The sequence below is a fragment of the Pontibacter sp. 13R65 genome (assembly GCF_047525655.1).
Classification (GTDB): Bacteria; Bacteroidota; Bacteroidia; order Cytophagales; family Hymenobacteraceae; genus Pontibacter.
Genome location: NZ_JBLIQL010000005.1, coordinates 123,706 through 150,439 on the forward strand (window position 1 = coordinate 123,706; position 26,734 = coordinate 150,439).

Genomic DNA, 26,734 nt, shown 5'->3' on the forward strand with positions numbered 1-26,734 from the left:
ATATATCTTTAAAAAATATTTTAGATGTGTATGGTTCTACTTTTACGTTTAATAAAATCCCTTTTCTTTCTCTTCCTTTTACTGCTCGCCACCACAGAGGGTATAGCGCAAAGCAAAAGAGCTAACCACTGGTACTTTACTTATCTTTCCGGAATTGATTTTAACTACAATCCGCCTCGTGCCACTAATCACGGAAAGGTGGAGCATGTGTTCAGAGGATCTGCGACTATAAGCGATGCTGCAGGGCGACTCCAGTTTTATACCGATGGGCACAGCGTCTGGAACAGGGACCACCAGGAGATGCCTAACGGCTCAGGCTTAACAAAGGGTGAAGTAGCTACTTATCTACAAACGTCCATAATTGTACCCAGGCCAGGCTCCGAATCTTTGTTTTATATTTTCACAACAAACCCTGGCCACGGGCCGGTGGACCAAGGCCTGTTCTACGCAGTAGTGGACATGTCGCTCCGGGATGGGTTAGGCGATGTTATACAGAAGCATGTGCCGCTACAGAACCCTGTTACGGGAAGTCTGACTTCGGTGCTGCATGCTAACGGAACCGATTACTGGGTTATAGCACATGAGTTTGGAAGCGGCAACTACCTGGCCTATCTCGTTACAGCATCAGGTGTGGAATCAACGCCTGTCATCAGTGATTTACCTTCCCTACAGAGGGAATACCCTGGCCAGATGAAGGTCTCCCCTGATGGAAGCAGGATCGTCGTGCCCGCAGATGGAGGAGCTGAAATCTCTGATTTCAACACCCGAACAGGTAAGCTGTCGAACAGTTATATACTGCAAAGGAGGGGCCTGAGAGACAGGATATCCGGATTAGAGTTTGCTCCTAACTCAGCTGTGCTTTATGTTGCAAATGTAAATGAGACCATTTACCAGTATGATCTGAGCAAGAATTCATGGGCTGAAGTTGAAGCCTCTGGCTACCAGGTGGGAGGCTGGGGGTTCTCAAACATCATATGCGATTTGCAACTGGCACCAGATGGCAGGATATATGCAGCCAAAGGCGGTGGGCAAGGCTCGGGAGCTGCCTTTCTGGGCGTTATAAGCAATCCGAATGGTTTGCGCCATCAGGCAAGTTTCGACGAGAAGGGATTTCCGCTGGTGTCGCCTGTCGATCAGCGGTTGCCCCCGTTTGTTACGTCGTTTTTGGCTGATCCTGCAGCTATTAGTTACACCAATCATTGCTTTGGTGAGGCTACAGCCTTTCTGGCTACTGGCATTGGCAGCAGGAATGCACTACTTTGGAACTTCGGAGACCCAGCTTCAGGAACACACAATACCTCAACCAACTTAGACGCCACACACGTGTTTAGTTCGCCCGGTACCTATACAGTGACATTGCAAGTTACGTTAGAAGGCCAAGTGAAAATACACCATGTAAAGGTAACCATCCACTCCATTCCGACAGTAGACCTGGGGCCAGCTATACGTGTTTGCGAAGGCACCGCAGTAATGCTTGATGCAGGCACTGGACCCGGGTTCACGTACCGTTGGTCAAACGGCGAAACAACCCAACAGATAGCTGCCACTTCCGCCGGAAACTATTGGGTGGAGGTAAGCAACGGCTACTGTACAGCAAGAGGCGAAGTTAACGTGGTTTTTACGCCAAACCCCGTGCTGAACCTTGGGCCGGATCGTACGGTTTGTGATAATACGCCTGTGCTCTTATCGGTAGGAGGGGCAAACCAGGCTCATGAAATTTTATGGTCTACAGGCGAAACAACGCCAAGCATTACCGTAAGCACATCTGGTTTGTACTGGGCAGAGATTGTCAGCGGAACCTGTCGTGTGCGGGATGAAATTAAGATCAGTTATTCCGGGCTAAAGGATCTGTCGATAACGGCGGTGAAGGATGCTTTGTCTTATATGGAACCGCTATACCTGCAGGCGGAGGGCACTGATTTAGTTTCGTGGAACTGGGATTTGGGCGATGGCACTACCTCCAGTACCCTGCATCCTATCCACCAGTATGCCTATGCAGGAAAATACAACATTACCCTTTCCGCGACAAATAAGCAAGGTTGTTCGGCCACAATTGAAAAGGAGGTTGTTGTGAAGCCGCACCTGTTCATCCCGAATATCTTTACACCCAATAACGACGGGAAGAACGACTTCTTTCAGGTAGAGTACAATGGCAGGGGACTTTTTAAAGTGCAGGTGTTCAACAGGTGGGGCAAACAAGTATACCAGGCCGATACAAAAGACTTTGCATGGTCCGGAGATGGCTTTGCAACAGGTTTATATTTCTATTTAATAAAAACCGAAACCAGTACTTACCGCGGCTCCGTAACTTTGATGAACTAAGACATACCTTAGATCACTTAACTTTCCCCAACTTTGTCCTTCAACCCATTCACCATCGACCTCCCCGTTCGGGAAATTAAACCTGCCGTGCGGTAGCAACTGGCGCAGCTGCTGGGGGGAGGTATATTCTGGTTTTCCTGAGTTTGTACGCTATGTACCTGTTTTTCATGCCCTGTACATCTTTTTCTGGTCAAAGTTTAATGAACAGTTTCTACATACTTTTAGCCAACAGTTCAATTTAATGAACAATATTGTACGCTTATCTGTACAACATATTGTACATTTGTTTAAAACTACGTTTATGAAAGCCATTACCATCACCAGTTTAAGAAATCGCATTAAAGCCTATCTGGACGAGGTCATCCAGTCAGGCGAGACCATTATTGTGGCACGCAATAACTCTAATGATGATGCCGTGGTGTTAATGTCGCTGCGTGAATATAACGCACTCAAAGAAACAGAATATCTGCTCTCTTCAGAAGCAAACCGTTCGGCACTAGAAAAATCGATATCACAGCTAGATGCCGGCAAAACAATTGCTTTTCCGATGGACAATCTGAACCAGTAGGCATGAACATTACTTTTTCGGAACAGGCTTGGGAAGAGTACCTTTACTGGCAGAGCGTTGACCCTTCTATAGTTTCTAAAATCAATGCCTTGCTGAATGTTATTAGACGCACTCCCTTTGAAGGGATAGGAAAACCAGAAGCTTTGAAGCATGGCCTGAAAGGATTCTGGTCGCGCCGCATTACAGATGAACATCGGTTGGTATATCGTGTGTACGGCGATAAAGGTATAAATCAGGTATGCGAAGTAGCCCAGTGTCGCTATCACTACAAAAGGTAAATGCGATTCGCCACTCATGCTGTTTTTAAAACTTAAACTCATCTTAATTTGTACCAGGAACAACTTAAAGCACTATTTTTGAAGGCTTGTGTCTTGATACTTGTGTCTAAAATCTAAAAAATTGCCCTTCAACCCATTCACCATCGACCTCCCCGTTCGGGAAATCATACCTGCTGTCAGAGAACATCTGTCAGCCCAGAACACGCTGATCGTAAACGCCCCTCCCGGAGCCGGTAAAAGCACTTTGCTGCCGCTGGCTTTGCTGGACGAGGCCTGGCTGCAGGGCCAGAAGATTATTATGCTGGAGCCGCGGCGGCTGGCGGCCAAAACCATTGCCGAGCGGCTGGCGCAGTTGCTGGGCGAGGAGGTAGGCCAGACGGTTGGTTACCGCATCCGTTTCGAGACCCGCATTTCGGAGCGCACCCGCATCGAGGTCGTAACCGAAGGCATCCTCACCCGCATGATTCACAGCGACCGCTCCCTTACGGGTGTAGGCATCGTGATCTTCGATGAATTTCATGAGCGCAGCATTCATGCCGATGTAGCCATGGCCCTGAGCCGCGAGGCGCAGCACACGCTGCGCCCGGACCTGCGCATCCTGGTGATGTCGGCCACGCTGGATATGCCGCAGCTCACGAGCCTGCTCAAGGCCCCGGTGGCGCAAAGCATGGGGCGGCAATACCCCATCGAAACCATCTACACCGGCGATGCCGACGACCGCATGCTGCCCGAACTAACGGCCAAGGTCGTGCAGCAGGCAGCGAAGGAGCAGCAAGGCGATATCCTGGTGTTTCTGCCCGGTGAAAACGACATCCGGAAAGTGGAGGAACTCCTGCGCAGGCAGCTGCGTGGGTTTGCCATACATCCCTTGTTTGGAATGCTGCCGTTCAACAAGCAGTACGCCGCCATTATGCCCGACCGCAACGGCAAACGCAAAGTAGTGCTGGCCACCAGCATCGCCGAAACCAGCCTCACCATAGAAGGCATTTCGGTGGTGGTCGATACCGGCTTCGGCAAAACTTCCCGCTTCGATCCGAAGTCGGGTTTGTCGCGGCTGGAGACGGTGCGCATTTCCAAAGACGCCGCCGACCAGCGTGCCGGTCGCGCCGGTCGGCTGGGCCCCGGCACCGCCTACCGCATGTGGAGCAAAACCACGCACGAGCGAATGGCCCTGCACCGCACCCCCGAAATTCTGGAAGCCGACCTGTCCTCGCTCGTGCTCGACATGGCGCAGTGGGGCATTATGGATATCCGTGGCCTGACCTGGCTGAACCCGCCGCCACGTGCTGCGCTGCAATATGCTACCGACATGCTGCACCAGCTGCAGGCGCTGGAGCATGGCCGCATAACCGAGCATGGCAAAAAGATGCACGCGCTGCCCTGCCACCCACGCATTGCGCACATGCTGCTCAAAGCCGAAGAAGCCGACCAGGTGGCGCTGGCTTCCGATATTGCCGCCATCCTGGAAGAGCGCGACCCGCTCGACCGCAATGCCGGCATCGACATTAACTTAAGAATAGAAGCTTTGCGCCGTTACCGGAGGGAGCAGGGGCAGGGCAAGCGTTTCGGCAAGATCGAAAAAGTAGCCCGCTCGTACCGCAGCCTCTTCAGCATAGAACCCGACAACAGCACCTACGACGAGTTTGAAACCGGCGTGCTGCTGGCGCACTGCTACCCTGAACGCATCGCTTACGCCCGCCCCGGCAACAACGCGCAGTTCCAGCTGGCCAACGGCAAATACGCCTCCGCCGGCCACCGCGACGACCTGGCGCACGAGCCCTGGCTCGCCATCGCGCACCTGCACGCTGGCGGTAGCGACAATCCGGGCCGTATTTTCCTGGCCTCGCCGCTCAACCCCAAAGACCTGGCCCCGCTTGTAAAGCAGCAGGAAAGCTACCACTGGGACGTAAACGATGGCGAACTCACCGCCTCCCTCGACACGCGCATCGGCAGCATTGTGCTGCAAAGCAAGCCGCTGCCACCCCCCGACGAGAAGCACAGAATACCAGCCATTTCTGAAGCCATTAAAGTAGAAGGCGAGCACCTGCTGGATTTCAACGAGGAAGTAACCCAATGGCAAAACCGCGTCCTCAGCCTCCGCAAATGGCGGCCACAGGAAAGCTGGCCCGACGTAAGCACCTCCACGCTGCTCATGACCAACTGGGACTGGCTCCGCCCTTACCTGCCGGACATTGAAGGCCCGGATGATCTGATGCAAATAGAATTGCTCCCGATCTTGCAGAAGTACCTCGATGAAGAGAAGCTGGCGCAGTTAGAGGTATTGGCTCCTGCTGAATTGCCGCTTCCGGATGGCTCCACCATTGAGCTGCAGTACCAGGCAAATGGTACGCAGCCCAAGCTCGAAATTCGCCTGCAGGATATTTTAAGTTGGCAGGAGCAGCCCCACGTGGCAGCAGGTGAAATAGCCGTAGAACTCCACCTGCTCACCCCCGACCTGAAGCCCATCACCACCGTATCGGATCTGGCCGCCTTCTGGAAAGGCAATTACCGCGTTATAAAACGACAGCTGGAAGTGGTGTTTCCGGAGGTGAAGTGGGAGAGGGGGTAAAGGTTTATTAATTCAAAATTAAAAATTCAAAATTAGAAATTTGGTCTTGCTTGATTGCGCTTTGAATAATGGTTTACACTTGTCATTCCGAGCGCAGCCGAGGAAACTATTCAGTAGAAGAAGCAACAGCGGTAGATTAACAGATCGGCTGATCAGGCAAAGAGGAAGCTCTATTAGCTGAAACGTTGAAGTGCCTGCTGGTTAGGGTATCAAAAGCCAAGAGGTATTAAATAGTTTCCTCGGCTTCGCTCGGAATGACCTACTAGAGTGTTGAAATAGAATTTTGGATACGGGTACAGAAAGACGATGGTGAAGCGGAACTTCTGATACACTCGCAAGGTTAGGCTACCACAAATACAGGTACATGTTCAATAGCAATTTCTTCGTTTACATCACAACAAACCCAAAACGGACCACCTATTACATTGGCGTTACAAATGGTCTGACAACCAGGCTAACACAGCATTACCAGAACAGCGGCGATAAGAAAACTTTTGCTGGACGCTACTTTTGCTACAACCTAATTTATTTTGAACGATATACCTCGGCTATTCACGCTATTGAGCGTGAGAAGCAGTTAAAAAGCTGGAGTCGTAGTAAAAAGGACACCTTAATAAAAAGTAAAAATCCTGAGCTCAAGTTTCTGAATAACCTGGTAAGGGAAAAGGAGTAAAATGAAGAAGTTAAACTTATAGTAAACACAAATTAATGTGAACTAGGTTGAGCAATTTTATATTCAGGTAAATTGAGCCTAGAAATTAGTTTTAAGGTTTTAATAAGCCAGTTAACCTTTAGTCTCAGAATAGAAAGCCGATCAAGGACGCTCGCGCTAGTCCTATTTTCCACATTACCCTGCTTTATTTGCCGCACTACTTCCTTCACCGACCTTACTTCCATTTCCCCAGCAACCTCCTAAACAACACAATCTCGCCGAGGTGGTAGGCATTGTGTTCGGCTACCAGCATGGCTTCGCGGAGCAGGTTCTGGCCGTTGCCGTGCGCAAAAGGTTCGAACAGGTCGTTGGCAGGATCCTGCACCATAGTCACCATCGTTTCTACACCAGCTCTAATCTTCTGAACGCTGGCTTCCAGGGCGGCCTGGTTGGCGGGGGCATATTCTTCGGGCCAGTATCCGTCTGGCCAAGTTGGTGACTTATAGCCAGGATCCCGACTGAACTCGAGGATGTCGTATAAGGCGATGCGCATGTGCTCAATGATCTGCCAGAGCGTGTACGGCAGATTTTTAACGGTTTTCCCGGCATCGGCAGCCTGTATATCGCCCAGCACCTCCTGCAGCGAGGTAAATGCCTGTCCGCAGCGCATGAGCTTGGAAAGCTGGTCTCTAAGTTGTTGATCTTGTCTCATATGGAAGTATAGCGGCATAAGCTGTTTTCAGGTTTCCGGTTTCTCCTTTATAAATGCTTTTGTTTAAATCCCAGTTGGTGTGCCTTTAGCTAAGCCGGATACCATAAGGTAAATTCTTTTAATGAAAAAGCCCTTCCAGAGGTAAAAGGCAGGCTATCAGGCTTAGGGTAAGAAGGTGTAAAAGTTGCGGGTAGTTCTATTAGTAAGTCAAGTCCGCTTCACTACATAACGGAAGTTACGCAATACCCTGTAAGAGCCATATTGGACTGGTTTCTGTAGAGAGCAAAAAAAAGCCTCCCGTTTTAGGGGAGGCTTTATAATGTCAAGGCTGCTTAGTTGCCGGGCCAGGAAATCCAGGGAATGCGCACCAGGATGAGGATCAGGGCAATGGCATAGAAAATGGCGATGCTCTTGAATCCGGAATTTTGCCCGATCAGGCGTTTAGCGCGGGAGTACCCCACAGTTACCAGCACCACCGCTATCACCATGGTAAGCGGGTGCTCCAGCATGTAAAGCCTCGAAACAGAATCTTTCATGGAATCACCAGAAAAGTTTGAAGCACCAAGCGGCGACACAAAATACAAGATCAGTCCGAAAACGATCTGAAGGTGTGTTGCAATGAGCCCGAACAGGCTGAGCTTGCGATCTTTGTCGGTGTACGGTCGGTTGCCAAATGTGCCAGCCAACGCAGCGCCCAGACTAATGAGAAGTCCCAAAAGTACCAGGTAGGCCATGTAAGAGTGTAAATGCTGTAATCCTGTATACATGTTTGTAGTGGTTTGTATCTGCTGTAAAGATAGGAGAGTCTGTTTATATTCCGACTCAAAAGTTATACAATTCGGGTTCGGCTATCAGATCTGCGTTTTTTTCCAGGTTCCTTTCCGGAAGAGCCACCAGCTCACCAGCGCATGAAACGAGTGGCAGAAGGCAATAGCGATAAAAATACCGGTAGCCTCCAGGTTCATCGTAATGGCTAACAAATAAGCCAGCGGAATTTCAATCACCCATAGCACGGTAATATTGATAAGGGCTGGCGTTTTAGTATCGCCGGCTCCATTAAAGGCCTGCACCATGACCATGCCTAGCCCAAAAAAGATGTATCCCAGGGTAATGATGCGGAGGGCTTCGGAAGAAATTTCGATAACTTCTTCATTACTTGTAAACAAGGCGGAGAGGTGGTCGCCGAACAACAGGAAAACAAGCGTGGCCGCCGCCATAAAAATGACATTGTAACGTGCCGTGAGCCACACTGCCAGCTCCGCACGTTTTGCTTTCTGGGCACCCAGGTTTTGCCCCACCAGCGTAGCCGCCGCCGAGGATAGGCCCCAGGCAGGCAGCAAGGTAAACACAATAAGCCGGAAGGAAATAGTATACCCGGCGAGTGCATTGCTGCCAAACTCTGCAATAAGCCTGGTCAGGAAGATCCAGCTGGCGGAGTCGATCAGGTACTGCCCCATCCCCCCCGACGATACCTTGATAATTCGCCAAACCATCGCCAGGCTGATGACAAGATTCCGGCGCGTGATGCGCAGCAGGTGGCGACCATTAAAGAGGTGGTAAAGCTGGTATACCACGCCAATGCTGCGGCCTGCCGTAGTGGCCCAGGCGGCACCCTCTAAGCCTAAACCCGGTATGTTGCCGATTCCAAATATCAGGATGGGGTCCAGCAGGATGTTGGCGCCATTTGCCAGCCACAGGGCCCGCATAGCCAGGTGCGGTGAGCCCGCCCCACGAAATGCCCCGTTTATCAGGAACAGCATGATAATGGCGAGGTTACCGGCAAAAATGATCTGAGCATAGGCCAGGCCCGTGTTTAATATCTCTGCGGAAGCACCCATCAGGGCCAGGATATCGGCCGCAAAATAAGTGGCTAGTCCGCCCATGAGCAGCGCCAGGATGACACCGGTTGCCACCAGCTGATAAGTAATATTACCGGCTTCGTGGTAGTTTTTTTCGCCAAATCGCCGGGATATCATGGCAGTTGCTGCAATACTGATGCCCATGCCTACTGCATAAATAATCATCAGGATAGACTCAGTAAGGCCTACGGTAGCCAGGGCATCGGAACCCAGTTTGCCTACAAAAAAGATGTCAACCACCGCAAACAGCGATTCCATCAGCATTTCCAGTATCATGGGAATGGACAGCAGCACGATACCTTTTTTGATGCCAAGGGTGGTGTAGTCCTGTTCCTTGCCTTTTACGGCAAACCAAACCAGCTGCAGAAACTCTTTATACCCGTTCATAGTGTTGTTATCTGGAATGGATGTTTAGGAGGTAGTTTTGCTTCTCTAAAAAGAAATGGTAAATGTATTTGTTTCTGTTCTGATGAAGCAAACTGTTTTTATTAAATCTCGATAAAATTAATGAGTTACAGGATGCACGGTTGCTGTAGGGAGAAGGCTTTGGGTTTTATTAGATGATGCTTTTGTAATAAGCTTTCCTGAGGCTGGTAAGGGAATGCAGGCTCTGGATGTAGGTCAACTGTATTTCCCTGATACACTTTCCTCTGCCAGAGTTTAGAGGCCTGCTTTCTTTGGCAGCTGTTTCTGCGGTAGCACTTAGTTGGTGACTACCTCTTCCTTCCTTTCTTTATCCTGTTGGTTCTCCTTCTTGTTCTTTTGTTTGTTCTCCTATTTGTCATCCTGAAAGGATCTCGTGGGCGAGATCTGACTGCAGTCGCTAGTTGCTTTTTGGTTCAAATTCCTTGCTAGTGCGAGCTTGTTGCTTGTGCTTTCATGCCAAGGGTTTAACTTTCTAGCGTGAGCGAGATTCGCTAGCTTCTGCTATTTTTGGTTTAGACTAAGTTAGCATAGTGGCTTTTCTTGCTGTGACAGCGGAATGAAGCTGTTGCATTGCTGGAGTTTTTGTTCTTTTTGTCTTGATACAAAAAGAACCAAAAAAATCAAGACGATTTTGAACTCGCTGAACGCTCAAACATAAAATCGTCAATGTTGCACCTGGCAAGGGTTTTCCTCTGTAGCTGGCGTATGGTACTACAAAGATTTTGTTAGCTAGTAGATCTTTCTATAGCAATCAACAACTAACAAATACCAACCAAATTATTCTAATAAAAGTGACCTTCCAGAGGCTATTAAGTGATACAAGGCATAGGGCTTTTATGTCATTCTGCGAATCCTAGAATTACCCATAATTTCTAATTTCCAATTTATAATGAGGCGCAGCTACATCGGGCGCAGCCATGCAATTCTTCTAATAAAAACAGTCTTCCGGCGGCAAAAAGGAGTATTGAAAGTATTGGACGGGCATAAAGTAGTATGATGCATATTGAGTTGTGGGGAAGGTAGACAAACTTCAGCAAAGTCTCTCTATTCTACAAACGCTTCTTGTAAAGTCATCCTGAGCTTGTCGAAGGAACAATTAAGTAAAGGTATTGTAACTTCAACCATTTTGAGGCTGAACCTGAAACTAGGGTAATTGCAAGAGAACCCCTTTTCTGGAGTAGGAGAAAGTTCCTTTTACAAGCTTAGGATGGAGATATTGGTTTTTCTAGCTAACACTACTAGTGCTGCTTTTTCCCCGCAATTCTGAAATGCTCTTATTTCATCTTCTGAAAACATCAGGACATTTGCTCAATTCTTCTAATAAAAACAGCCTTCCAGAGGCATATTCTAGGGTTGGGGAATAGGGGGGAGGTGATCTGTAAGGTGGCTACAGGTGGTAGAAATCTTCTTTTTACCTACTGATATTCTTCTACGTTTAAGAGGATTACCGACTGATGTGGCTAAGCCTGAAATGTAAAAGGGGAACCCGAGAGTCCCCTTCTTCAACAAAATATGAACAGCTAAATAATTCAAATTAAAAGGTGCCGGACACGGGGTCAGGCTTAGCAGGCCTGTGCCACAGCAAGAAAAGCTACAGCGTTTCGCCGTGCTGGCTGTAGTCGAGGCCCTCTATTTCCTCTGCTTCGGTTACGCGCAGCTTTGTGATGAGATCGGTTACTTTCAGGAGCAGCATCGAACCAAAAAAGGCAAAAATGCTCACACCCACTAGTCCGGCTACGTGCACCAGAAAAAGCTTGGTTTCGCCAAAAATAAGGCCATTGCCCAGCTCTATGGCCGGGTTAATGTTTTGACTGGCGAAAACTCCTGTCAGTAGCATGCCTACCATACCGCCTACACCGTGGCACGGGAACACATCGAGTGTATCGTCGAGGGTGGTTCTGGTCCGCCAGTCTACCACCAGGTTGCTTACCAGAGAGGCTACCACGCCAATAACAATGGAGTGAGGAATAGAAACAAAACCTGCCGCAGGCGTAATGGCCACCAGACCTACTACGGCTCCAATACAAGTGCCCATGGCAGAAGGCTTTTTGCCTTTCATGGCATCAAAAAAGATCCAGGCCAGGGCAGCAGCAGCCGAAGCGGTAGTGGTGGTGCCCAGCGCAATTACAGCCAGCGTACTGGCTCCCAAGGCTGAGCCTGAGTTAAAGCCGAACCAGCCAAACCAAAGCAAACCGGTGCCGAGCATCACGTAGGTAATGTGGGCAGGGTTGTGGTTGGTGTCGTAGCGGCGCTTCAGAAAAATAGCTGATGCCAGTGCCGCCAGACCAGCTGACATGTGCACCACGGTACCGCCTGCAAAATCCAGAATGCCATAGCCCATTAGCAGGCCGTCGGGGTGCCAGGTGGCGTGTGCCAAAGGCGCATAAATAAACGTGAAAAAGAGGCAGATAAACAGGATGTAAGATTTGAAGTTGATCCGCTCTGCAAAAGCTCCTGTAATAAGTGCCGGCGTAATAATGGCAAATTTCAACTGAAACATGGCAAATAGCAGCAGCGGAATAGTGGGCGCGCCAGGCCAGGGGGCCCCGCCAATTACGCCGCGCATCATAAAGAAGGTAGCCGGGTTGCCAACAATGCCACCTATCGACTCTCCAAAGGCAAGGCTAAAACCATACACGATCCAGATTACCGTTACCACCGCCATACAGATAAAGCTCTGCAGCATGGTCGAGATGACGTTCTTTTTGTTTACCATACCACCATAGAAAAAGGCGAGGCCAGGCGTCATGATCAGCACCAGGGCGGTTGCTGTCAGCATCCAGGCAGTATCGGCGGCACTTATATCTCCGTTTTCTTCGGCTATAGGAGCCGAAGGAACAAAAAGTGCCACCAGTACAATCAATAGTAAAAAGAAAAAGGGTATACGAGTTAGATTTTTAGCCATAGGATAAAGTAGGTTTTATAGAGGGCCGAAATTATATCGTAATTTTTAAAAATAAAACATTTCGCAATATATTTTGAAAAATTATCAAATAAATAAATAAAATGTAAATGAAATGATATTGATTAAGTGCTTTGACTGCGTCTGCTGAAAATATTGTTTAAAGGAAAGTTTACCTTCCTTTTAACAGTAGCCTGTGGTGAGGGAGGGTGCCAGTTTACAAAGGCAGTTTCCACCGATTTCTGTTTTACCTACATCGGCTGTTGCTAGTTTATCCTGTGAATTGGCAAAAGAACTTGATTATGATTACCTAAATTTCAGGTAGCTGCCTCTCTTATTGTATTGCGACAGGAGGCTACAGAGCAGACTCCTTTGCCAGGTGCACCATTTGACGCTAAACTGTCGGGGGTAGGGGCCCTCTATAAAGAGCGTTCAGCAAGTTTTTCGCGTCTTGATTTTTCTTGTTCTTTTTGTATCAAGACAAAAAGAACAAGAAAGCCAGCTATGCAACAGCTTCACTCCGAAGTCACAGAAAGAAATTAACTATGCGAACTTAGACTAAACCAAAAATAGCAGAAGCTAACGAATCTAGCCCACGCTAGAAAGTTAAACCGTTGGCATGAAAGTACGAGCTACAAGCTCGCACTAGCGAGGGAACAGTAGCCTTTGCGAAAAGGTCTTGCCCACAAGATCCTTGCAGGATGACAAAAAAGGAGTATTGCCTCTCGCTCACAAGATCCTTCCAGAATGATAAAAAGGAGGTGGTGATACCGCTAATGGAGAATGTTCAGATACTGCACAAATGAGTTATAGGTCTTACCTGGTGTAGGAAATAACTGGGTATTTAGAGGTTTCTGCTTGTAGCTTAGCTCAAGTTCTTTATTTTTACACCAGGTATATAAGGCTAAAGTCATAATTTAATAAAACAAATATTAGTTAATTTGTGCGAGCAGGTAAAGCGCCTGAGGCAAAGGCTGCACTGGTGGTAGCTCCAAAAAACCAACTATCTCTCAACAACATACACATGTTTCAGAAGATAATTCCTACAGACAATTCCCAAACCACTATCCTGATTCGGCTGATGGTAGGTGCCGTCTTTTTTTCTGAAGGAATTCAGAAATTTATGTTTGCCGAAATGCGTGGGGCTGGGCGCTTCGATAAAATCGGACTGCCCGAGCCGGAGTTTTTGGGTGCCTTTGTCGGTGGGTTTGAAATTGCCTGTGGTCTGCTCATTCTGCTGGGCCTGCTAACGCGCCTGGCCTGCCTGCCGCTCATTTTGATCATGCTGGTGGCCATTGCCACTACTAAAGCCGATGTGCTTGTAAACGATGGATTTTGGGCCATGCTGCACGGCAGCCGCACAGACTGGGCTATGCTGCTGGGGAGCATTTTCCTGCTGATCAGGGGAGGCGGCAAATGGTCTTTCGATCACCAGATTACAGATGAAACGACAGCAGTAAACTAGCACCTTTACAGCTATCTTTTGCATGGGAGCTAAACATTATTCTTCTTATTTACCTGTTGGTAGTAGCATCTTCAGATTGTGAATTGTTTCCGCACTTGGTTAGTACCTTTGGCCGAACGATTTATTAGTTTCACTCAAGTTGTGCGGTGGAGTATTTTCTCTTAACGCTACATCTGTCTCCCTTTTGTCCTCCTGGAAGGATCTTGTGGACGAGAGCCTTTAGCTACAAAGGTTACTGGTTTAGTTGTCTAAGTTCGCATAGCTACTGCTGATGCTTTATCGAGCTGAAGTTATTTCATTGCTGGAGTCTTTGTTCTTTTTGCCTTGATAAAAAAAGAACCAAAAAAATCAAGACAATTTTGTCTAAAGGGGGCCCCTGCACCCCCACTCGCTGAACGCTCAAACAAAAAATTGTCAATGGGTGCACCTGGCTCAGATGATCGCTCTGTAGCTGCTGTACGGCACTGTAAGGAATCGTTGCTAGTTGAGCTTTCTATAGCAATCAACAACTAACAAATACCAATCAAATTCTTCTAATGAAAATGGCCTTCCGGAGGCATAATAGAAGCTCATGATGTAAGGCTTTATTATCAGAGAAGTCTTTTGATAATAAAGCCCATAATTTCTAATTTTTAATTAGACAAAGTCATGTAAATTTTCTTTTGAAATTAGCCTTCCAGAGGTGGTAATAAGGTGGTGCGGTGATGGCTTGTAACTTACATGGCTTTGAAATCATTTTCCTTCACCTGTTCTACCAGCACAAGCTTTTGAAGGATTTAAATAAAACAGGTCAGCTTGATCAGGGAACCTTTTCCTTCCGAAGCCTCAATCTCCAGTTCGCCACCCAAGAGTTCCATTCTATGCTGGATGCTTCTTAAACCGATTCCTTTCATACTTTTAAGCTCCTCCTTTCCCAAGCCAATACCATTGTCTTGCACAACGAGTGTCACCTTTTGGCCTTCTTTGTGCAATTCTACAGAAGCTTTGGTTGCCTTAGAATGTTTAATGATGTTATTTATAAGTTCTTGTGTAATCCGGTACAGCAACAGCTCAATAAAGTTATCGAGGCGATTTTCAAAGCCATGGTATTTGAGTGTGATCCTAAGCGTGGGACTGCTAATACGCGATATGATTTCTTTCAGGGCGGCGTGCAGGCCAAAATCCTTCAGTACAGACGGGTTTAAGCCAAACGATATGTTTCGGGTTACCTGAATGGTTTCCTTTAGCAATTCCCCGATTTTGTTTATGATAGCTTGCTCCTGCTTGTTCTGGGGCTTTAGCTGATCCAAATTCAGTTTGGTGGCATACAAGGTCTGGCCAAGGCCATTATGCAGGGCTTCCGATATATTCTTTCGTTCGGCTTCCTGCGTTTGGAGCACAGCTTTGAGAATTTCGCGGTGTTGCGATAAGCGTAACCGGGCATTTGCCTCCTCAGAATCTTTAAAATCCTGAATGTCAGTGGCAGTTCCTATCCAGAGACTAATTTCTCCTTCGGCACCTTTTATGGGAACATTTTTAAATACATGGCTGCGGAACCTTTTGCTGCCTTTGTGCCAGATACGTGCCTGGGTGTTTAACACTTCTCCTGTTTCCAGTGATGCCTTAAACTTCTGCAGAAAGGCATCTTTATCCTCTGGATGAAAAGCAACAGACCAGCCCCATCCCTTCGAGTCTTCCGAACTTAAGCCCGTAAAATTGTGCCAGGCTTCATTTACCGATATGTTCTCACCGCTGGGTTGGTTTGTCCAGGTAATAAGTGGCACGGCTTCGAGCAGCGTACGGAACCGATAGGCGCTTTTCTCATTCTCTTCCTGCTGCCTCATTATTTCCTGCTCGTATAGTTTTCTTTCGGTTAAGTTGTGGAGCGTCAGCACCAGGCCATCTTCAAATCTAACAGCCACTATGTGCATCCAGAGCTGCTGCTTATTGTGCAGTTGAAATTGCTCCACTTGCAGCAGTTCGTCCTTCTCAACTACCTGCACCAGGCGCTCAAACATGCCCTGCTCTAACAAGGCTGGCCAGCCTTTCCAGAGGGTGCTGCCCTGCAACTCATTTTCTGAAGAACCGAATAGTTCCTGAGCATTGCGGTTTACTGTGCTTATGCTAAAGTCTACGATGGCATTGCTGCTATTGCGGACAGACTTTAGGGTTATAATGGCGTTAGGTGAGCTATCCAGAATGCCCGATTGCATGAGGTGCAGGGTTTTAAGCTCATGAATCTGGATGAAAATAATAATAGCGCCATCAATTTTCCGAGCCTGTGTAATATAGGGCAGAATACGCACTTGGTACCAGATGCCGTTGTTGTCCTGCACCTCTCTCTCCTGGACATGCGTGTTACTGATTACCCTTTTAATGTCATCTATCAGGTTCTCGTACTTCAGGTTGTTGGATATCTGGTAAATTGAGCGGCCAATATCGCTTTCTATCAGGTTAATAAGGCGTGCAGCGGCAGGCGTATATTTCCGGATAATCAATTTTCTGTCCACAAAAATTTGCCCGATCTCGGTGCTTCTGAAGTAATTGTTCAAGTCATCGTCGAGCTCCATCAGCGCCTTAATTTTGTACTGGTGCTCGGTGTTGATGGTGTGCAGCTCCTCGTTCAGCGACTGCAGTTCCTCGTTGGTGCTCTGCAACTCTTCGTTAGACGAAAGCAGTTCCTCCTTGGTACTCTGGAGTTCTTCGTTCGAGGTTTCGAGTTCTTCTACAACTGCCTGCAGGTCATCTTTAGTGTGCTGCAACTCTATTTCCAGCTCTTGTACCCGGCTCTCGTTTTGAGGTTCTGATAAAGAGATCTGGGTAACGCCAATATCGGTTCTTGGCCTAGCCTCCTCAAAAATTACCAGAAGCGCTTTTTGTTGCAGCTTATTTTCCTTCAGGTAAGGATTTACGATAATATTGATAAAGCGCAGAGAGTTGCCATCGCGCACCTGCACGTTGTGTGCCACTAATTTTTCGTGGTCGCGGGCCGCTTTCCGCAGGAGTGTGCCTAAGTTAGAGGCCAGGTCCTGGGGCACCAGCTTGAGCAGGTTAAACGTGAAATTCTGATCTGGCAAATCGAGGTAATTCTTAAATTTGCCCACCCCGTGCAGGATATCGTAATTTTCGTCTATGTAAACAGCAGCAAAACCATATTCATTTATAATGGTGTCGTTGAGCAGCTCGGTAAAGTTCTGCTGCAAATGTTGTTTCGAAGTTAAATCTCGCGTATAACCTGGTGCATGGGTGCCCACCGTTTTTTTGCTCAGGTTGCCGCTGGTAAACGATTCCATTCCCAGGGCGTGCGCCTGCTCTATGCTTCGGTAAATTTTCCATTTTTTATTTACCTCCTGAAAGCTTTTGAGTTCTCCTATACTCTCGCTTGATCCCAGAAACAGGTAACCGCCCACCTGCAAAGCATAATGAAATCTTTCAATTACTTTTTTCTGAAGCTGCGGGTTCAGGTAAATGAGCATGTTACGGCAGCTAATCAGGTCTATTTTGCTGAAAGGAGGGTCGTTGGTAACATTGTGTGGGGCAAAAATAACCATGCGGCGCACCCGCTGGCAAACTCTGAATTTTCCTTCTTCTTTTACAAAATACTCGTTTAGCCTGTCTTCCGACACTTCGCTTACGCTCCGTAGCGGGTAAAGGCCCTTGCCAGCATATTCCAGAGCTTCACGGTCTATGTCGGAGGCAAATATTTTTACCTCCAGCTCCTTTTTGAATTTATCCATGTACTCCCGTATGAGAATGGCTATGGAGTAAGCTTCTTCGCCGGAGGAGCAGCCTGCTACCCATACACGCAACTGCTCAGAGCGGTTTTTGATCTCAACTATCGCGGGTATTACCTGAGAGGCCAGCACTTCGTAAGCTTCTTCGTCGCGGAAGAACTTGGTAACACCAATCAGAAACTCTTTACTCAGAATCTCCACTTCGGCCGGGTGCAGGTTCAGGTAGTCGAGGTAATCTACGAGCGAGGTTATGTCGCAGAAAGCCATACGCCTGCTGATGCGCCTGATGATGGTGGGGCGTTTGTAGTTGCTAAAGTCTATGCCGGTACGCTCATGAATCATGTCCAGAATAAGGTAGAAAGAAGATTCATTGTCGCTGTTTACCAGCTCTGAAATTTCGCTGACAATAGGCGATACCTTTACATAGTTAAAGATCTCGTGCGGCATGGCCTCAGGGTCCAGAATAAAGTCGGCATACCCTGTGTTAATGGCATTGCGCGGCATGCCGTCGAACTTAGCCGTTTCAGGATTTTGCACTATTACCATACCGCCGGCTTTTTTTATGGCCACCACACCTTCGGTACCGTCGGTTCCTGTACCCGACAGGATTATGCCAATGGCGCGATGCTGTTTATCTTCGGCCAGCGATTTAAAAAATATGTCTATCGTTTTGGATCGGTCCTGAAAAGCTTTCTCAGTTAATTGTATCAGGTTATTTTTAATGGTGAGTTCCTTGTTATTCGGAATCACGTACACCTTGTTCGGCTCCACCAGCATGTTTGGTTCGGCCTCTAATATATCTAGGATAGAATGTGGCTTCAGGAGCTCTTTTAAAAAGCTTCTGTGTTCAGACGAAAGGTGTTGCACGATAACGTAGGCGACACTATCGTGGGGAACGTTGTTAAAAAGAACGCTGAGCGCTTGCAAACCTCCGGCAGAGGCACCTATTCCGATAATGTATACTTCTTTAGAGGCCTTTTTAGCCGCACTGTATGTTTGCTTTTTCTCTGTCTTTGCCATGCCCGGTTTTTATGTGCAGAATAGTCCTGATCTCTGAAACGTTACCAATTTGCAATTTACCAATTTAAATTCATTATAACTTCAGGAGGCTAAAGTATAAGTATTGACAGAAGATGCAGAATAAGTATTAGTACGCAGCGGTGCTTACTTAATTTTTACAGGAGCTGGTGCTGCTATCAACTCTCTGTTCATAGCCACCGTAAACATGAGCTCATATACTGGTAAACGGAAGAAGGAGCGAACGATGCCTACTAAAAACAAAATAATAGTAATTGGTACATCTGCCGGAGGTATGCAGGCCTTGTGCAAGTTGGTGGACCAACTGCCAGCTGATTTACCTGCCTCTATTTTTGTGGTGCAGCACCTGAGTGTAGACTCTTCAGTTTCTTTCCTGATCAATCGACTTAGCCAACATACAGCGCTTACCTGCAAAGCAGCCCAACACGAGGATACCATAGAGCCAGCCACGCTTTACATGGCGCCTGCCGATAAACACCTGCTCTTAAACAAGGACTCTTTAATAGTAGTGCGTGGTGCCCGCGAGAACCAGTTCAGGCCTGCCATCGACCCCATGTTCCGGTCTGCGGCAGCTTACCACGGCCCTCATGTTATTGGGGTAGTGCTTACCGGGTTTATGTCTGATGGTGTCGTTGGCATGGAGTCTGTAGTCAGGTCCGGCGGCACAACCGTAGTACAGGACCCTGCTGATGCAGAGTTTCCGCAGTTACCATTAAATGTAATCCGAAATGTAACCACAGATCATGTAGTGCCGCTAACCGAAATGGGAGCACTGCTGACTAAACTTGTTGATATGCCTGCCCCAGAATCGGTGACGGTGCCAACCGATATATGGCAGGAGGCTCGAATAACGGAACGAATTATGAAAAACAGTAACATGACCAGTATCGAAGAATTAGAGAGTATAGGAGAAAGAGCTGCCTATAGCTGTCCGGATTGTGGAGGTGGGCTTTGGGAACTCACGCAGCCAGGCACAGTAACGCGGTACAGGTGCCACTCCGGCCACGCCTACACTCAGGACACCCTGCTGCACGGTATGTCCAGCTCCCTGGAAGAAACCCTTTGGGTAGCCATGCGCACCCTCGAAGAACGACGCAACATTTTACTGAACATGTCGCAGGCTGAAAGCAGCAACTCCAATAAGCGCTGGGTGAGCCTGCAGGAAGAAAGAGCCGAAGAGATGAAGGTGCACATTGAGCGCTTACGCGAGCTGCTTATCAAGTCGGCCTTATCAGATGAGGAGCATCTGGGCGAAGCAATGTAAAGGTAGCTAGCGTCTTCTCTGGAGCTAGTGAAAGGCCTAAACCCCTGCTGTATTCAAAACAAGGAAGCCACAGACCTATGATAAATTAAAAATTAGAAATTCAAAATTAGGGTATCCTAAAGAAAGATCAGGTGCCAGCAAAAGCCTAAAGCCATTTACTTACCATCTTCCTCTGGAAGGGCATTTTAATTAGAAAAATTAATAAGCTTATAGCTAATCTTAAATAAAATATTGCGGCAGGATGCTACAGGGTAAACACATCTGACAGGTGCAACTACTGACGATTTTTTGTCTGAGCGTTCAGCGAGTTCAAAATCGTCTTGATTTTTTTGGTTCTTTTTGTATCAAGACAAAAAGAACAAAGACTCCAGCAATGAAATAACTTCAGCTTGATAAAGCATCAGCAGTAGCTATGCGAACTTAGACCAAATGTTCCATAGCCGAAGCTAAAGAATCTCGCCCACGCTATAAAGTGAAACCGTTGGCATGAAAGTACGAGCTACAAGCTCGCACTAGCGAGGAATTTAAACCAGAAAGCTACTAGCGGTTGTTGTAGGATCTCGCCCACAAGATCCCTTCAGGATGACATAATGGAAAAGGCTGACTTAACACGTGGAAGAGAGTTGGTGCTCTGTATCATAATCTCCATACTGCCTCCGGAAGGCCAATTTCATTAGAAGAATTCATTGCTACCAAGAATCATGGTAAGGAGGTGCGTAACATCAATAGCTACTTTCACCCACACCTCCTTACAAAAAAAAACGCTTTCAACAAGCAGCTAAAAAATCAGCATTTCTGAAGTCTCCTAAACACTCATTTTCTTCATCAACCCTTTTACTCTTTGCAACAGGTTAAATCATTCCCCGGGCTTTAATGTCGAGGTATTTGTTGATGGTGTTAACCGTAAGCTGCTCCGGCGGCGTCAGGATGGTGAGAATGCCGTGCTGCTGCAGCTCTTTTACGATTTGGCGTTTTTCGTAATCAAACTTCTGGGCAATGGCTTTGGTGTATACTTCTTCGGTATTGGCGGCCGGCTTGTGCAGCAGGGTGTGCAGCTCTGTGTTCTCGAAGAAAACAACCACCAGCAAGTGGTGGCGGGCCAGGGCACGCAGGTAAGGCAGCTGGCGCCTGCAGCCGCTCAAAGTTTCAAAATTGGTAAAGAGCAGGAGCAGGCTACGTTGCGTTACTTTTTGCCGCACCGCCACATAGAGGCGCTCATAGTCTGTTTCCTGGTAGTGGGTTTTCTGATTGTAGAGCAACTCCAGAATGCGGCGTATCTGGTCCGGCTTCCGCTGTGCCGGCAGTAGGTTGCTTATGGTATTGGAAAAGGTAATAATCCCGGCTTTGTCTTGTTTCTTAAGCGCGATGTTCGCTATCACCAGCGAGGCGTTAATGGCATAGTCTAGCAGGGTTAACCCCTCAAAAGGCATTTGCATAACCCGCCCCTTGTCTATAAGGCAATATACCTGCTGCGACCGCTCATCTTGGTAACTGTTCACCATCAGTTCCGACCGCCTGGCAGAAGCTTTCCAGTTGATGGTGCGCTGGTCATCGCCTGTTACATACGGCCTGATTTGCTCAAACTCAGAGCTGTTTCCGATGCGCCGAACCCTTTTTGTGCCCACCTCCTGCAGTTTGTTCGATATGGCCATCAGTTCATAATGCCGCATCTGGATAAAGGAAGGATATACCGGCACCTCCTGGTCCTGGGCAAAACGATAGCGCCTTTTAACGAGCTGTAGTGGCCCCAGCGCAAACACATTAATGGCCCCAAAATGATAGCTGCCCCGTTTGGTGGGCCGCAGGGTGTAGTGCAGCACATGGGTGCGGCCGCCCGGAATATACACCCTGAACAGGTTGTCGCGCTTCTGGAACTGGAAGGGGAGTTCATCTATTACCTCGGCGTGCAGGCTAAAAGAATACTTGTTCTCCAGGTACAGGTAAATGTCGTTGTCGGAGCCATTAGAGAGTTTTTCCTGCATGCTCCGGCTGGCAAAGGTGCCCTTTTTTGTGCGGTAAAGCAGAAACAGGTCTAGCAGGAAGCACAGCAGGAGCACCCCAAAAGCAATTTTGGAAAAAACCAGCAGCAGGGGCAGAAAGAAGGACAGCACAAAAAGCACGACTAACCCTGCCAGGCCCAGGTACAAACGGTTCGAAAAATACAGGCTACGAATAAAGTGCACTAGCGCGGAACTTCTATTTTCTGGATAATCTGTTTTACAACTTCATCGGGCGTTATTCCTTCCATTTCGCGCTCTGGTGTAAGTAGGATGCGGTGCCGCAGCACAGCCGGTGCCAGCTCCTGTACATCCTCGGGAGTTACAAAGCCTCTTCCACGGAGAGCAGCCAAGGCTTTGGCGCTGTTCAGTAAGGCAATAGAGGCGCGTGGAGAAGCTCCCAGGTACAAAGACTTGCTCACCCTTGTTTCGCCCACCAGCTGCGCAATATACTCCAGCAGCTTGCTGTCGAGGTGCACGGCCTGAACCGCCTGCCGCAGGACGAGCAACTGATCGGCTGTGAGAACTGGCTGCACACGCTCCAGGTCCTGTTTGAGATCTTTGCCCTTGTGCTGTAACTCCAGCAGAGCTACTTCTTCGGCCAGGCTAGGGTAACCTACCAGAATTTTAAACATAAAACGGTCGAGCTGGGCTTCGGGCAGCCGGTATGTTCCTTCCTGCTCAATCGGGTTCTGCGTGGCTAGTACTACAAAAGGAGCAGTAAGCGGGTACACTTGGCCATCGTGGGTAATATGCTGCTCTTCCATAACCTCGAACAACGAAGCTTGTGTTTTAGCGGGAGCACGGTTAATCTCGTCTATCAGTACAATGTTGGCAAAAATAGGACCTTTCTTATAATCGAAGCTGGCGGTGCCGGGGTGAAAAACAGATGTACCCAATACATCAGAAGGCATAAGATCAGGAGTGAACTGTATCCGGCTAAAGTCTGCCTGCACGGTGCGGGCCAGAAGTTTGGCTGTCAGGGTTTTGGCTACTCCCGGTACCCCCTCTATCAGCACATGCCCGTCGGCGAGCAGGGCTACGAGCAACAGCTCAATCAGCTGATCTTGCCCCACTACCAGCTGGTGCAGTTCTTTCTTTATGGCACCAACAGCCTGGTGCAGGTCGCTATAATCGGTTTTGTTTTCTTGTACGGTGGTTAATACTTCTTCTTCCATGCGTTCTTTTCAGCCTTTGTGGGCTTTGCTTGTGTCTGTCTGTAAAAATTTTCCAGGTTGTTGTTTAGCTCCATCAGGATCTGCTCACTTATGGCTTTGCTGCTCCAGATGGACTCTATCAGGTTAAAAAGCTGATTTATCAATTGTGCCTCCACGCCTGCTTTGGCTACCACCCGCTCGCGTAGCTCCTCGTTCCACTCATTAGTAGCCAGGTGGTAATGGGTGCGCAGGTATTCCAGGAAATAAGTTATCTTTTTTTCTGCTATGTTTTTGTGGTGGCCATTGTTGAAGTACAGATTCCCCATTACCTGCACAAAATCGAGGGTGGTGTTGCGGGGCGGCTCCAGCACAGGAATAACGCGTTGTGTCCGTTTGCTTTTAAAGAACACAAACAGCGCCACTGTAAAGAGGCCAATATAGTAAGCCCACCGCAGGGGTTCGTGCGCCAGCAGCACCCTGAACACCGATTCCTCTTCCTGTCGGCCCAGTTTCTGGTATTCGTCCCAGTACACTGGCTGCAGGGGCAGGTGCGAAAGGGCAGTGGCAGCATAGTTGGGTTCGTTGAGGGTAAGGAGCTCATAATTGGTAAAGGCAAGGGGCACGGAGCTGATGTAAAAAGCGCCGGCACCAAAATTCATCCGCAGAAAATTCAGCTTTCCGGCTTTGTTCCTCCCCAGCGGTTCGTAGGGCAACGAATCTGGTACCGTCAGGTAATAGGCATAGTGGTTGGCGGGGTAGGAGTAGGCTTTCTCATCAGAAAGGCCTGTAAACATCAGTGCTGTGGTGTCGGGGACCATGCTGTCGTGGGATTCGGTGCTGAGGTGCAGGGTATCTGCCAGCAGGCCATCTATCCATTCGGCTGCAATAAACACCTGGTTGCCCCTGTGCACAAAGTCCAGCAGCATATTTACGTCCAGGCTGTCGGCGTCGAAATACTCGTTAATAAAAATGTAGTTGCCGGTGAGGCTACTATCCTGCAGGTGGTTAAAAATCGGCTCCCGCACTACCTGAACCGGCTGTTCGGGGAACAAGTCGGGCAACAGGGTGTGCAAGGCGTAGGTGCCAAATGGAATTTTGTCATGAGTGGCATAGCTTTGGGTCCAGTCCACGGGTTTGGGCCTGAAATATTCCAGCAAAACCAATGCTCCAAAAAGCAGCATAATAAGAGCTATGTAGCGTCGGTACCCCTTCATGCGTGCTGTTTAATTAGGGCGTCGAATTGAAGAAATTCTGCGCGGGCAGTAGAAAAGAGTTCGGTTCCTAAACCGGCTCCACCGTACCACACATACTCAAACATGCTGGTGAGCTGCTCAAACTCCTGCCGCAGGTGCGGGTGCTGAATTTCGGAGATATAGCTGCGGTTGGTTTTGCCAGGCTGCCAGTTAATTAGGTTGGCATCTGTTAATTTTTTAAGGCTCAGCAGGTAGTGCAGCCGTATAGCCTTGCGAAGTTCCTGGTTGTTAATGGCTTCTTCTATCAGTTGGTTCAGGTCCAGGGCATGAATATTTTCTTCCACAACATCGTAAGGCATGGAACCGGCGATATTCATTTTGCTTCTATTTTCGGTAATTCCGACTTTCTGCATTTTAACGATTACGTACACAACAATCCCAACCATGAGCGCATAAATAACAAACTCCCAAAAGCTGCTGGACTTGCCTTTGAAAAAGAGATTATTTATCCAGCTTCTTACTTTGCGGGTAAAGCGATCCCAGAAAGAGCTATCTTGCTGTACCTGCTCGTGGTAATCAAAATCTTTGTCGGCTCGTAATGCTGCCAGCTTTTCGGGGTGGGGGAGGCGCACCACCAGTTCTTGCTGTGTGGTCTGCACACTATCTGGTGCCTGGGCATAGCCTGCATAGCCAAATCCGGAGAAAAGGCAGAAGGACATCAGCCAGAAATAAAATTTAATAGTGGCCTTCATTTGCGGAGGTGGTCTGGTGGTGGCGGCCAATAAGCTCTGCTTGCTCTAAATACCCGATGCCGTCTTTTTTCTCTACCAGGTTGTAATACTGAAATCCGACGGCCACAATAGAAATGACATAGACGTAAATAGTCAGGACGGAGGAAATAACGCTGGCCACTACCAGGAGCAGCTCACTCTCCATGCCAGGCACCTGCAACCCGCGTAAAAAGGCTACCATACCTACCGGAATGGATGCCAGCCAGCCGAAAACTGCCTGAATGAAACCGGCCGTTAATATGAAGCCAAAGGTGGCCCACCAGTTTCGTTTTACCAGGGCAAAACAGCGTTCTGTTGTTTCAACAAAACCTGTTTCTTCGCGCACCATTACAATAACGAAGATCGACATTACCACACTCAGGTACACGCCAATACCCAGCAAAGCCACGGTTAGCACTATTAATACGCCAATGGCAATGCCGCTGTAAATAACCTTTACCAGGTGCTCTTTCACCAGCGGCCATACTTCGGCAGGTTCTGCTTCCTGGTCGTGGTCCTGGTACAGCACCATGTAGCTGTAAACAGCTAGCGAAAGCACCAGTACGCTCACCACCGTAAAAAACAGCATGGCAAAGTAGTTCAGGGAGTTCAGTTGGCTAAAAAAGTTCAGATCGGCGTAGGAGTCGTAAGAGCTGGCGCCACTGACGCGTTGCATCAGGCGGGCCTGGTATACTCCGGAGAGCAAACCCGATACCAGGGCAAGCGGTGTACCATAGAGCAGCACCAGGCGGCACAAAGGCCGGAAATGTGACTTTATAAAATAAAAGGTGACATTAAGCTTTTGCCCGAAATCTCTTTCCTCTCTGAAATTAAACTTCTGAGTTTTTTCTAGCATGTGGTTGGTGCAGTAAACGTGGGTAAAGTATAAAGTAAAAAATGATAAAGGCCGCAGAAGCCGCTATTATGAGCAGGCTCAGGGCAAGGGGCATTTCGGTGTGCCGTGTTACGAAGCCTTCCAGAAAACCTGCTACTACAAAAACCGGCACCAGCCCAATAACTATTTTAATGCCTTGCCGTGCACCGGTTTTAAAAGAGTGAAGCCGCGAATATGTTTTGGGGAACAGCAGGCTATTGCCCATCACAAAACCGGCACAGCCCGCAATGATAATGGCCGCAATCTCCAGCGTGCCGTGTATCCAGATGGTCAGGACAGAAGGCAGCAACAGCCCCTGTTTGTAGAAAAAATACTGAAATGCGCCCAGCATAATGCCGTTTCTGAAGAGCATCCACACAGTGCCGACCGAGAAAAAGACACCCAGGATAAAAGCCATAAAAGATACTTTTATGTTATTAAGGGTGATGTAGAGAAACATTTCGGTTTCGCCCTGGCTCTTGTAAACCGCCATGGGGTCTCCTTTCCTGATGTTTTCCAAGGTCATGTTGACATAAGAGTCGCCCAAAATGAGGCGCACAAACGTGTCGTCGAGGGCAGCGGAAAGCGCTCCAATAAATACGGCTACAGCAAAGATTAAAAAAGCATAGAGCAGCTGGCGCTGGTGATGCCGAAACAACAAGGGAAGCTCAGATTTCCAGAACGTAATAAGCCGGTTCTGCTTCACTTTCTTGTTTTTATAAATAGCCTGGTGGAATTGCCCTGCCAGTGTATTAAGATACGCGGTGGTGTCGGAGTTAGGGTAAAAGGTCTGGGCATAAGCCAGGTCGTTTGTTAGCTCCACAAACCTGTCGGCCAGTTCATCAGGGCCCGACGGTTGCTGGGTTTCGAAAGACTTCCACTTAAATTTATTTTTCTTTATGAAGGCAGCTTCGCGCAAAACGATAGGATTTTAATCTAAACCAAATATATGTATATTGTGATGTAAATAAAAGG

Annotated in this window: 18 protein-coding genes; 7 read left to right on the forward strand and 11 right to left on the reverse strand. The window is 48.1% G+C overall.

The window, feature by feature from the left end:
• Positions 1-30 precede the first annotated feature (30 nt).
• The 5 genes from ACMA1I_RS08215 (at position 31) to ACMA1I_RS08235 (ending at position 6,410) form a co-directional block, all read left to right on the forward strand.
• Positions 31-2,322: a PKD domain-containing protein gene (locus ACMA1I_RS08215; RefSeq protein WP_337067826.1), complete on the forward strand. Its 2,292-nt coding sequence runs from the start codon at positions 31-33 to the stop codon at positions 2,320-2,322.
• Between the two features lie 283 nt (positions 2,323-2,605).
• Positions 2,606-2,890 carry a type II toxin-antitoxin system Phd/YefM family antitoxin gene (locus ACMA1I_RS08220; RefSeq protein WP_337067827.1) on the forward strand — a complete coding sequence of 95 codons (285 nt, stop codon included), beginning with the start codon at positions 2,606-2,608 and terminating at the stop codon, positions 2,888-2,890.
• 2 nt (positions 2,891-2,892) lie between these two features.
• Positions 2,893-3,168 (forward strand): Txe/YoeB family addiction module toxin, encoded by a 276-nt coding sequence (locus tag ACMA1I_RS08225; RefSeq protein ID WP_337067828.1) that lies wholly within the window; start codon positions 2,893-2,895, stop codon positions 3,166-3,168.
• A gap of 121 nt (positions 3,169-3,289) precedes the next feature.
• Positions 3,290-5,737, forward strand: coding sequence for an ATP-dependent helicase HrpB (gene hrpB, locus ACMA1I_RS08230; protein ID WP_337067829.1), 2,448 nt, complete (start codon positions 3,290-3,292; stop codon positions 5,735-5,737).
• Between the two features lie 364 nt (positions 5,738-6,101).
• A complete protein-coding gene (locus ACMA1I_RS08235; protein WP_337067830.1) occupies positions 6,102-6,410 on the forward strand; it encodes a GIY-YIG nuclease family protein in 309 nt (102 codons plus the stop codon).
• 214 nt (positions 6,411-6,624) lie between these two features.
• Here the strand turns inward: ACMA1I_RS08235 and ACMA1I_RS08240 are convergent, their stop codons facing one another.
• From ACMA1I_RS08240 to ACMA1I_RS08255, 4 genes are all read right to left on the reverse strand, one after another.
• Positions 6,625-7,101 carry a DinB family protein gene (locus tag ACMA1I_RS08240; RefSeq protein ID WP_337067831.1) on the reverse strand — a complete coding sequence of 159 codons (477 nt, stop codon included), beginning with the start codon at positions 7,099-7,101 and terminating at the stop codon, positions 6,625-6,627.
• A gap of 332 nt (positions 7,102-7,433) precedes the next feature.
• Positions 7,434-7,868, reverse strand: a complete 435-nt coding sequence (locus tag ACMA1I_RS08245) for a hypothetical protein (protein WP_337067832.1) — start codon at positions 7,866-7,868, stop codon at positions 7,434-7,436.
• 84 nt (positions 7,869-7,952) lie between these two features.
• Positions 7,953-9,347, reverse strand: a complete 1,395-nt coding sequence (locus ACMA1I_RS08250; RefSeq protein ID WP_337067833.1) for an MATE family efflux transporter — start codon at positions 9,345-9,347, stop codon at positions 7,953-7,955.
• Positions 9,348-10,977: 1,630 nt separating this feature from the next.
• Positions 10,978-12,291 (reverse strand): ammonium transporter, encoded by a 1,314-nt coding sequence (locus ACMA1I_RS08255; RefSeq protein ID WP_337067834.1) that lies wholly within the window; start codon positions 12,289-12,291, stop codon positions 10,978-10,980.
• Between the two features lie 1,021 nt (positions 12,292-13,312).
• On the opposite strand from ACMA1I_RS08255, the gene ACMA1I_RS08260 reads away from it, so the two are divergent.
• Positions 13,313-13,753, forward strand: a complete 441-nt coding sequence (locus ACMA1I_RS08260; protein ID WP_337067835.1) for a DoxX family protein — start codon at positions 13,313-13,315, stop codon at positions 13,751-13,753.
• Positions 13,754-14,529: 776 nt separating this feature from the next.
• Here the strand turns inward: ACMA1I_RS08260 and ACMA1I_RS08265 are convergent.
• Positions 14,530-18,486 carry a CheR family methyltransferase gene (locus ACMA1I_RS08265; protein ID WP_337067836.1) on the reverse strand — a complete coding sequence of 1,319 codons (3,957 nt, stop codon included), beginning with the start codon at positions 18,484-18,486 and terminating at the stop codon, positions 14,530-14,532.
• Between the two features lie 205 nt (positions 18,487-18,691).
• Here ACMA1I_RS08265 and ACMA1I_RS08270 point away from each other — a divergent pair, with 205 nt between their 5' ends.
• On the forward strand, positions 18,692-19,768 hold the full coding sequence (locus ACMA1I_RS08270) for a chemotaxis protein CheB (protein ID WP_337067837.1): 1,077 nt from the start codon (positions 18,692-18,694) through the stop codon (positions 19,766-19,768).
• A gap of 851 nt (positions 19,769-20,619) precedes the next feature.
• Here the strand turns inward: ACMA1I_RS08270 and ACMA1I_RS08275 are convergent.
• Genes ACMA1I_RS08275 through ACMA1I_RS08300 form a run of 6 tightly spaced genes read right to left on the reverse strand, consistent with a single transcriptional unit; the run spans position 20,620 to position 26,678 of the window.
• On the reverse strand, positions 20,620-21,951 hold the full coding sequence (locus ACMA1I_RS08275; protein WP_337067838.1) for a DUF58 domain-containing protein: 1,332 nt from the start codon (positions 21,949-21,951) through the stop codon (positions 20,620-20,622).
• A complete protein-coding gene (locus tag ACMA1I_RS08280; RefSeq protein ID WP_337067839.1) occupies positions 21,951-22,943 on the reverse strand; it encodes a MoxR family ATPase in 993 nt (330 codons plus the stop codon). The genes ACMA1I_RS08275 and ACMA1I_RS08280 overlap by 1 nt, the downstream gene beginning before the upstream one ends.
• The gene (locus ACMA1I_RS08285; protein ID WP_337067840.1) at positions 22,925-24,136 is read right to left on the reverse strand and encodes a DUF4350 domain-containing protein; all 1,212 of its coding nucleotides are present in this window, start codon (positions 24,134-24,136) and stop codon (positions 22,925-22,927) included. The genes ACMA1I_RS08280 and ACMA1I_RS08285 overlap by 19 nt, the downstream gene beginning before the upstream one ends.
• Positions 24,133-24,867 (reverse strand): DUF4129 domain-containing protein, encoded by a 735-nt coding sequence (locus ACMA1I_RS08290; protein WP_337067841.1) that lies wholly within the window; start codon positions 24,865-24,867, stop codon positions 24,133-24,135. The genes ACMA1I_RS08285 and ACMA1I_RS08290 overlap by 4 nt, the downstream gene beginning before the upstream one ends.
• Positions 24,851-25,741, reverse strand: a complete 891-nt coding sequence (locus ACMA1I_RS08295) for a hypothetical protein (RefSeq protein WP_337067842.1) — start codon at positions 25,739-25,741, stop codon at positions 24,851-24,853. The genes ACMA1I_RS08290 and ACMA1I_RS08295 overlap by 17 nt, the downstream gene beginning before the upstream one ends.
• Complete coding sequence (locus ACMA1I_RS08300) at positions 25,716-26,678, reverse strand: stage II sporulation protein M (protein WP_337067843.1); 963 nt, start codon at positions 26,676-26,678, stop codon at positions 25,716-25,718. The genes ACMA1I_RS08295 and ACMA1I_RS08300 overlap by 26 nt, the downstream gene beginning before the upstream one ends.
• Between the last annotated feature and the right edge of the window lie 56 nt (positions 26,679-26,734).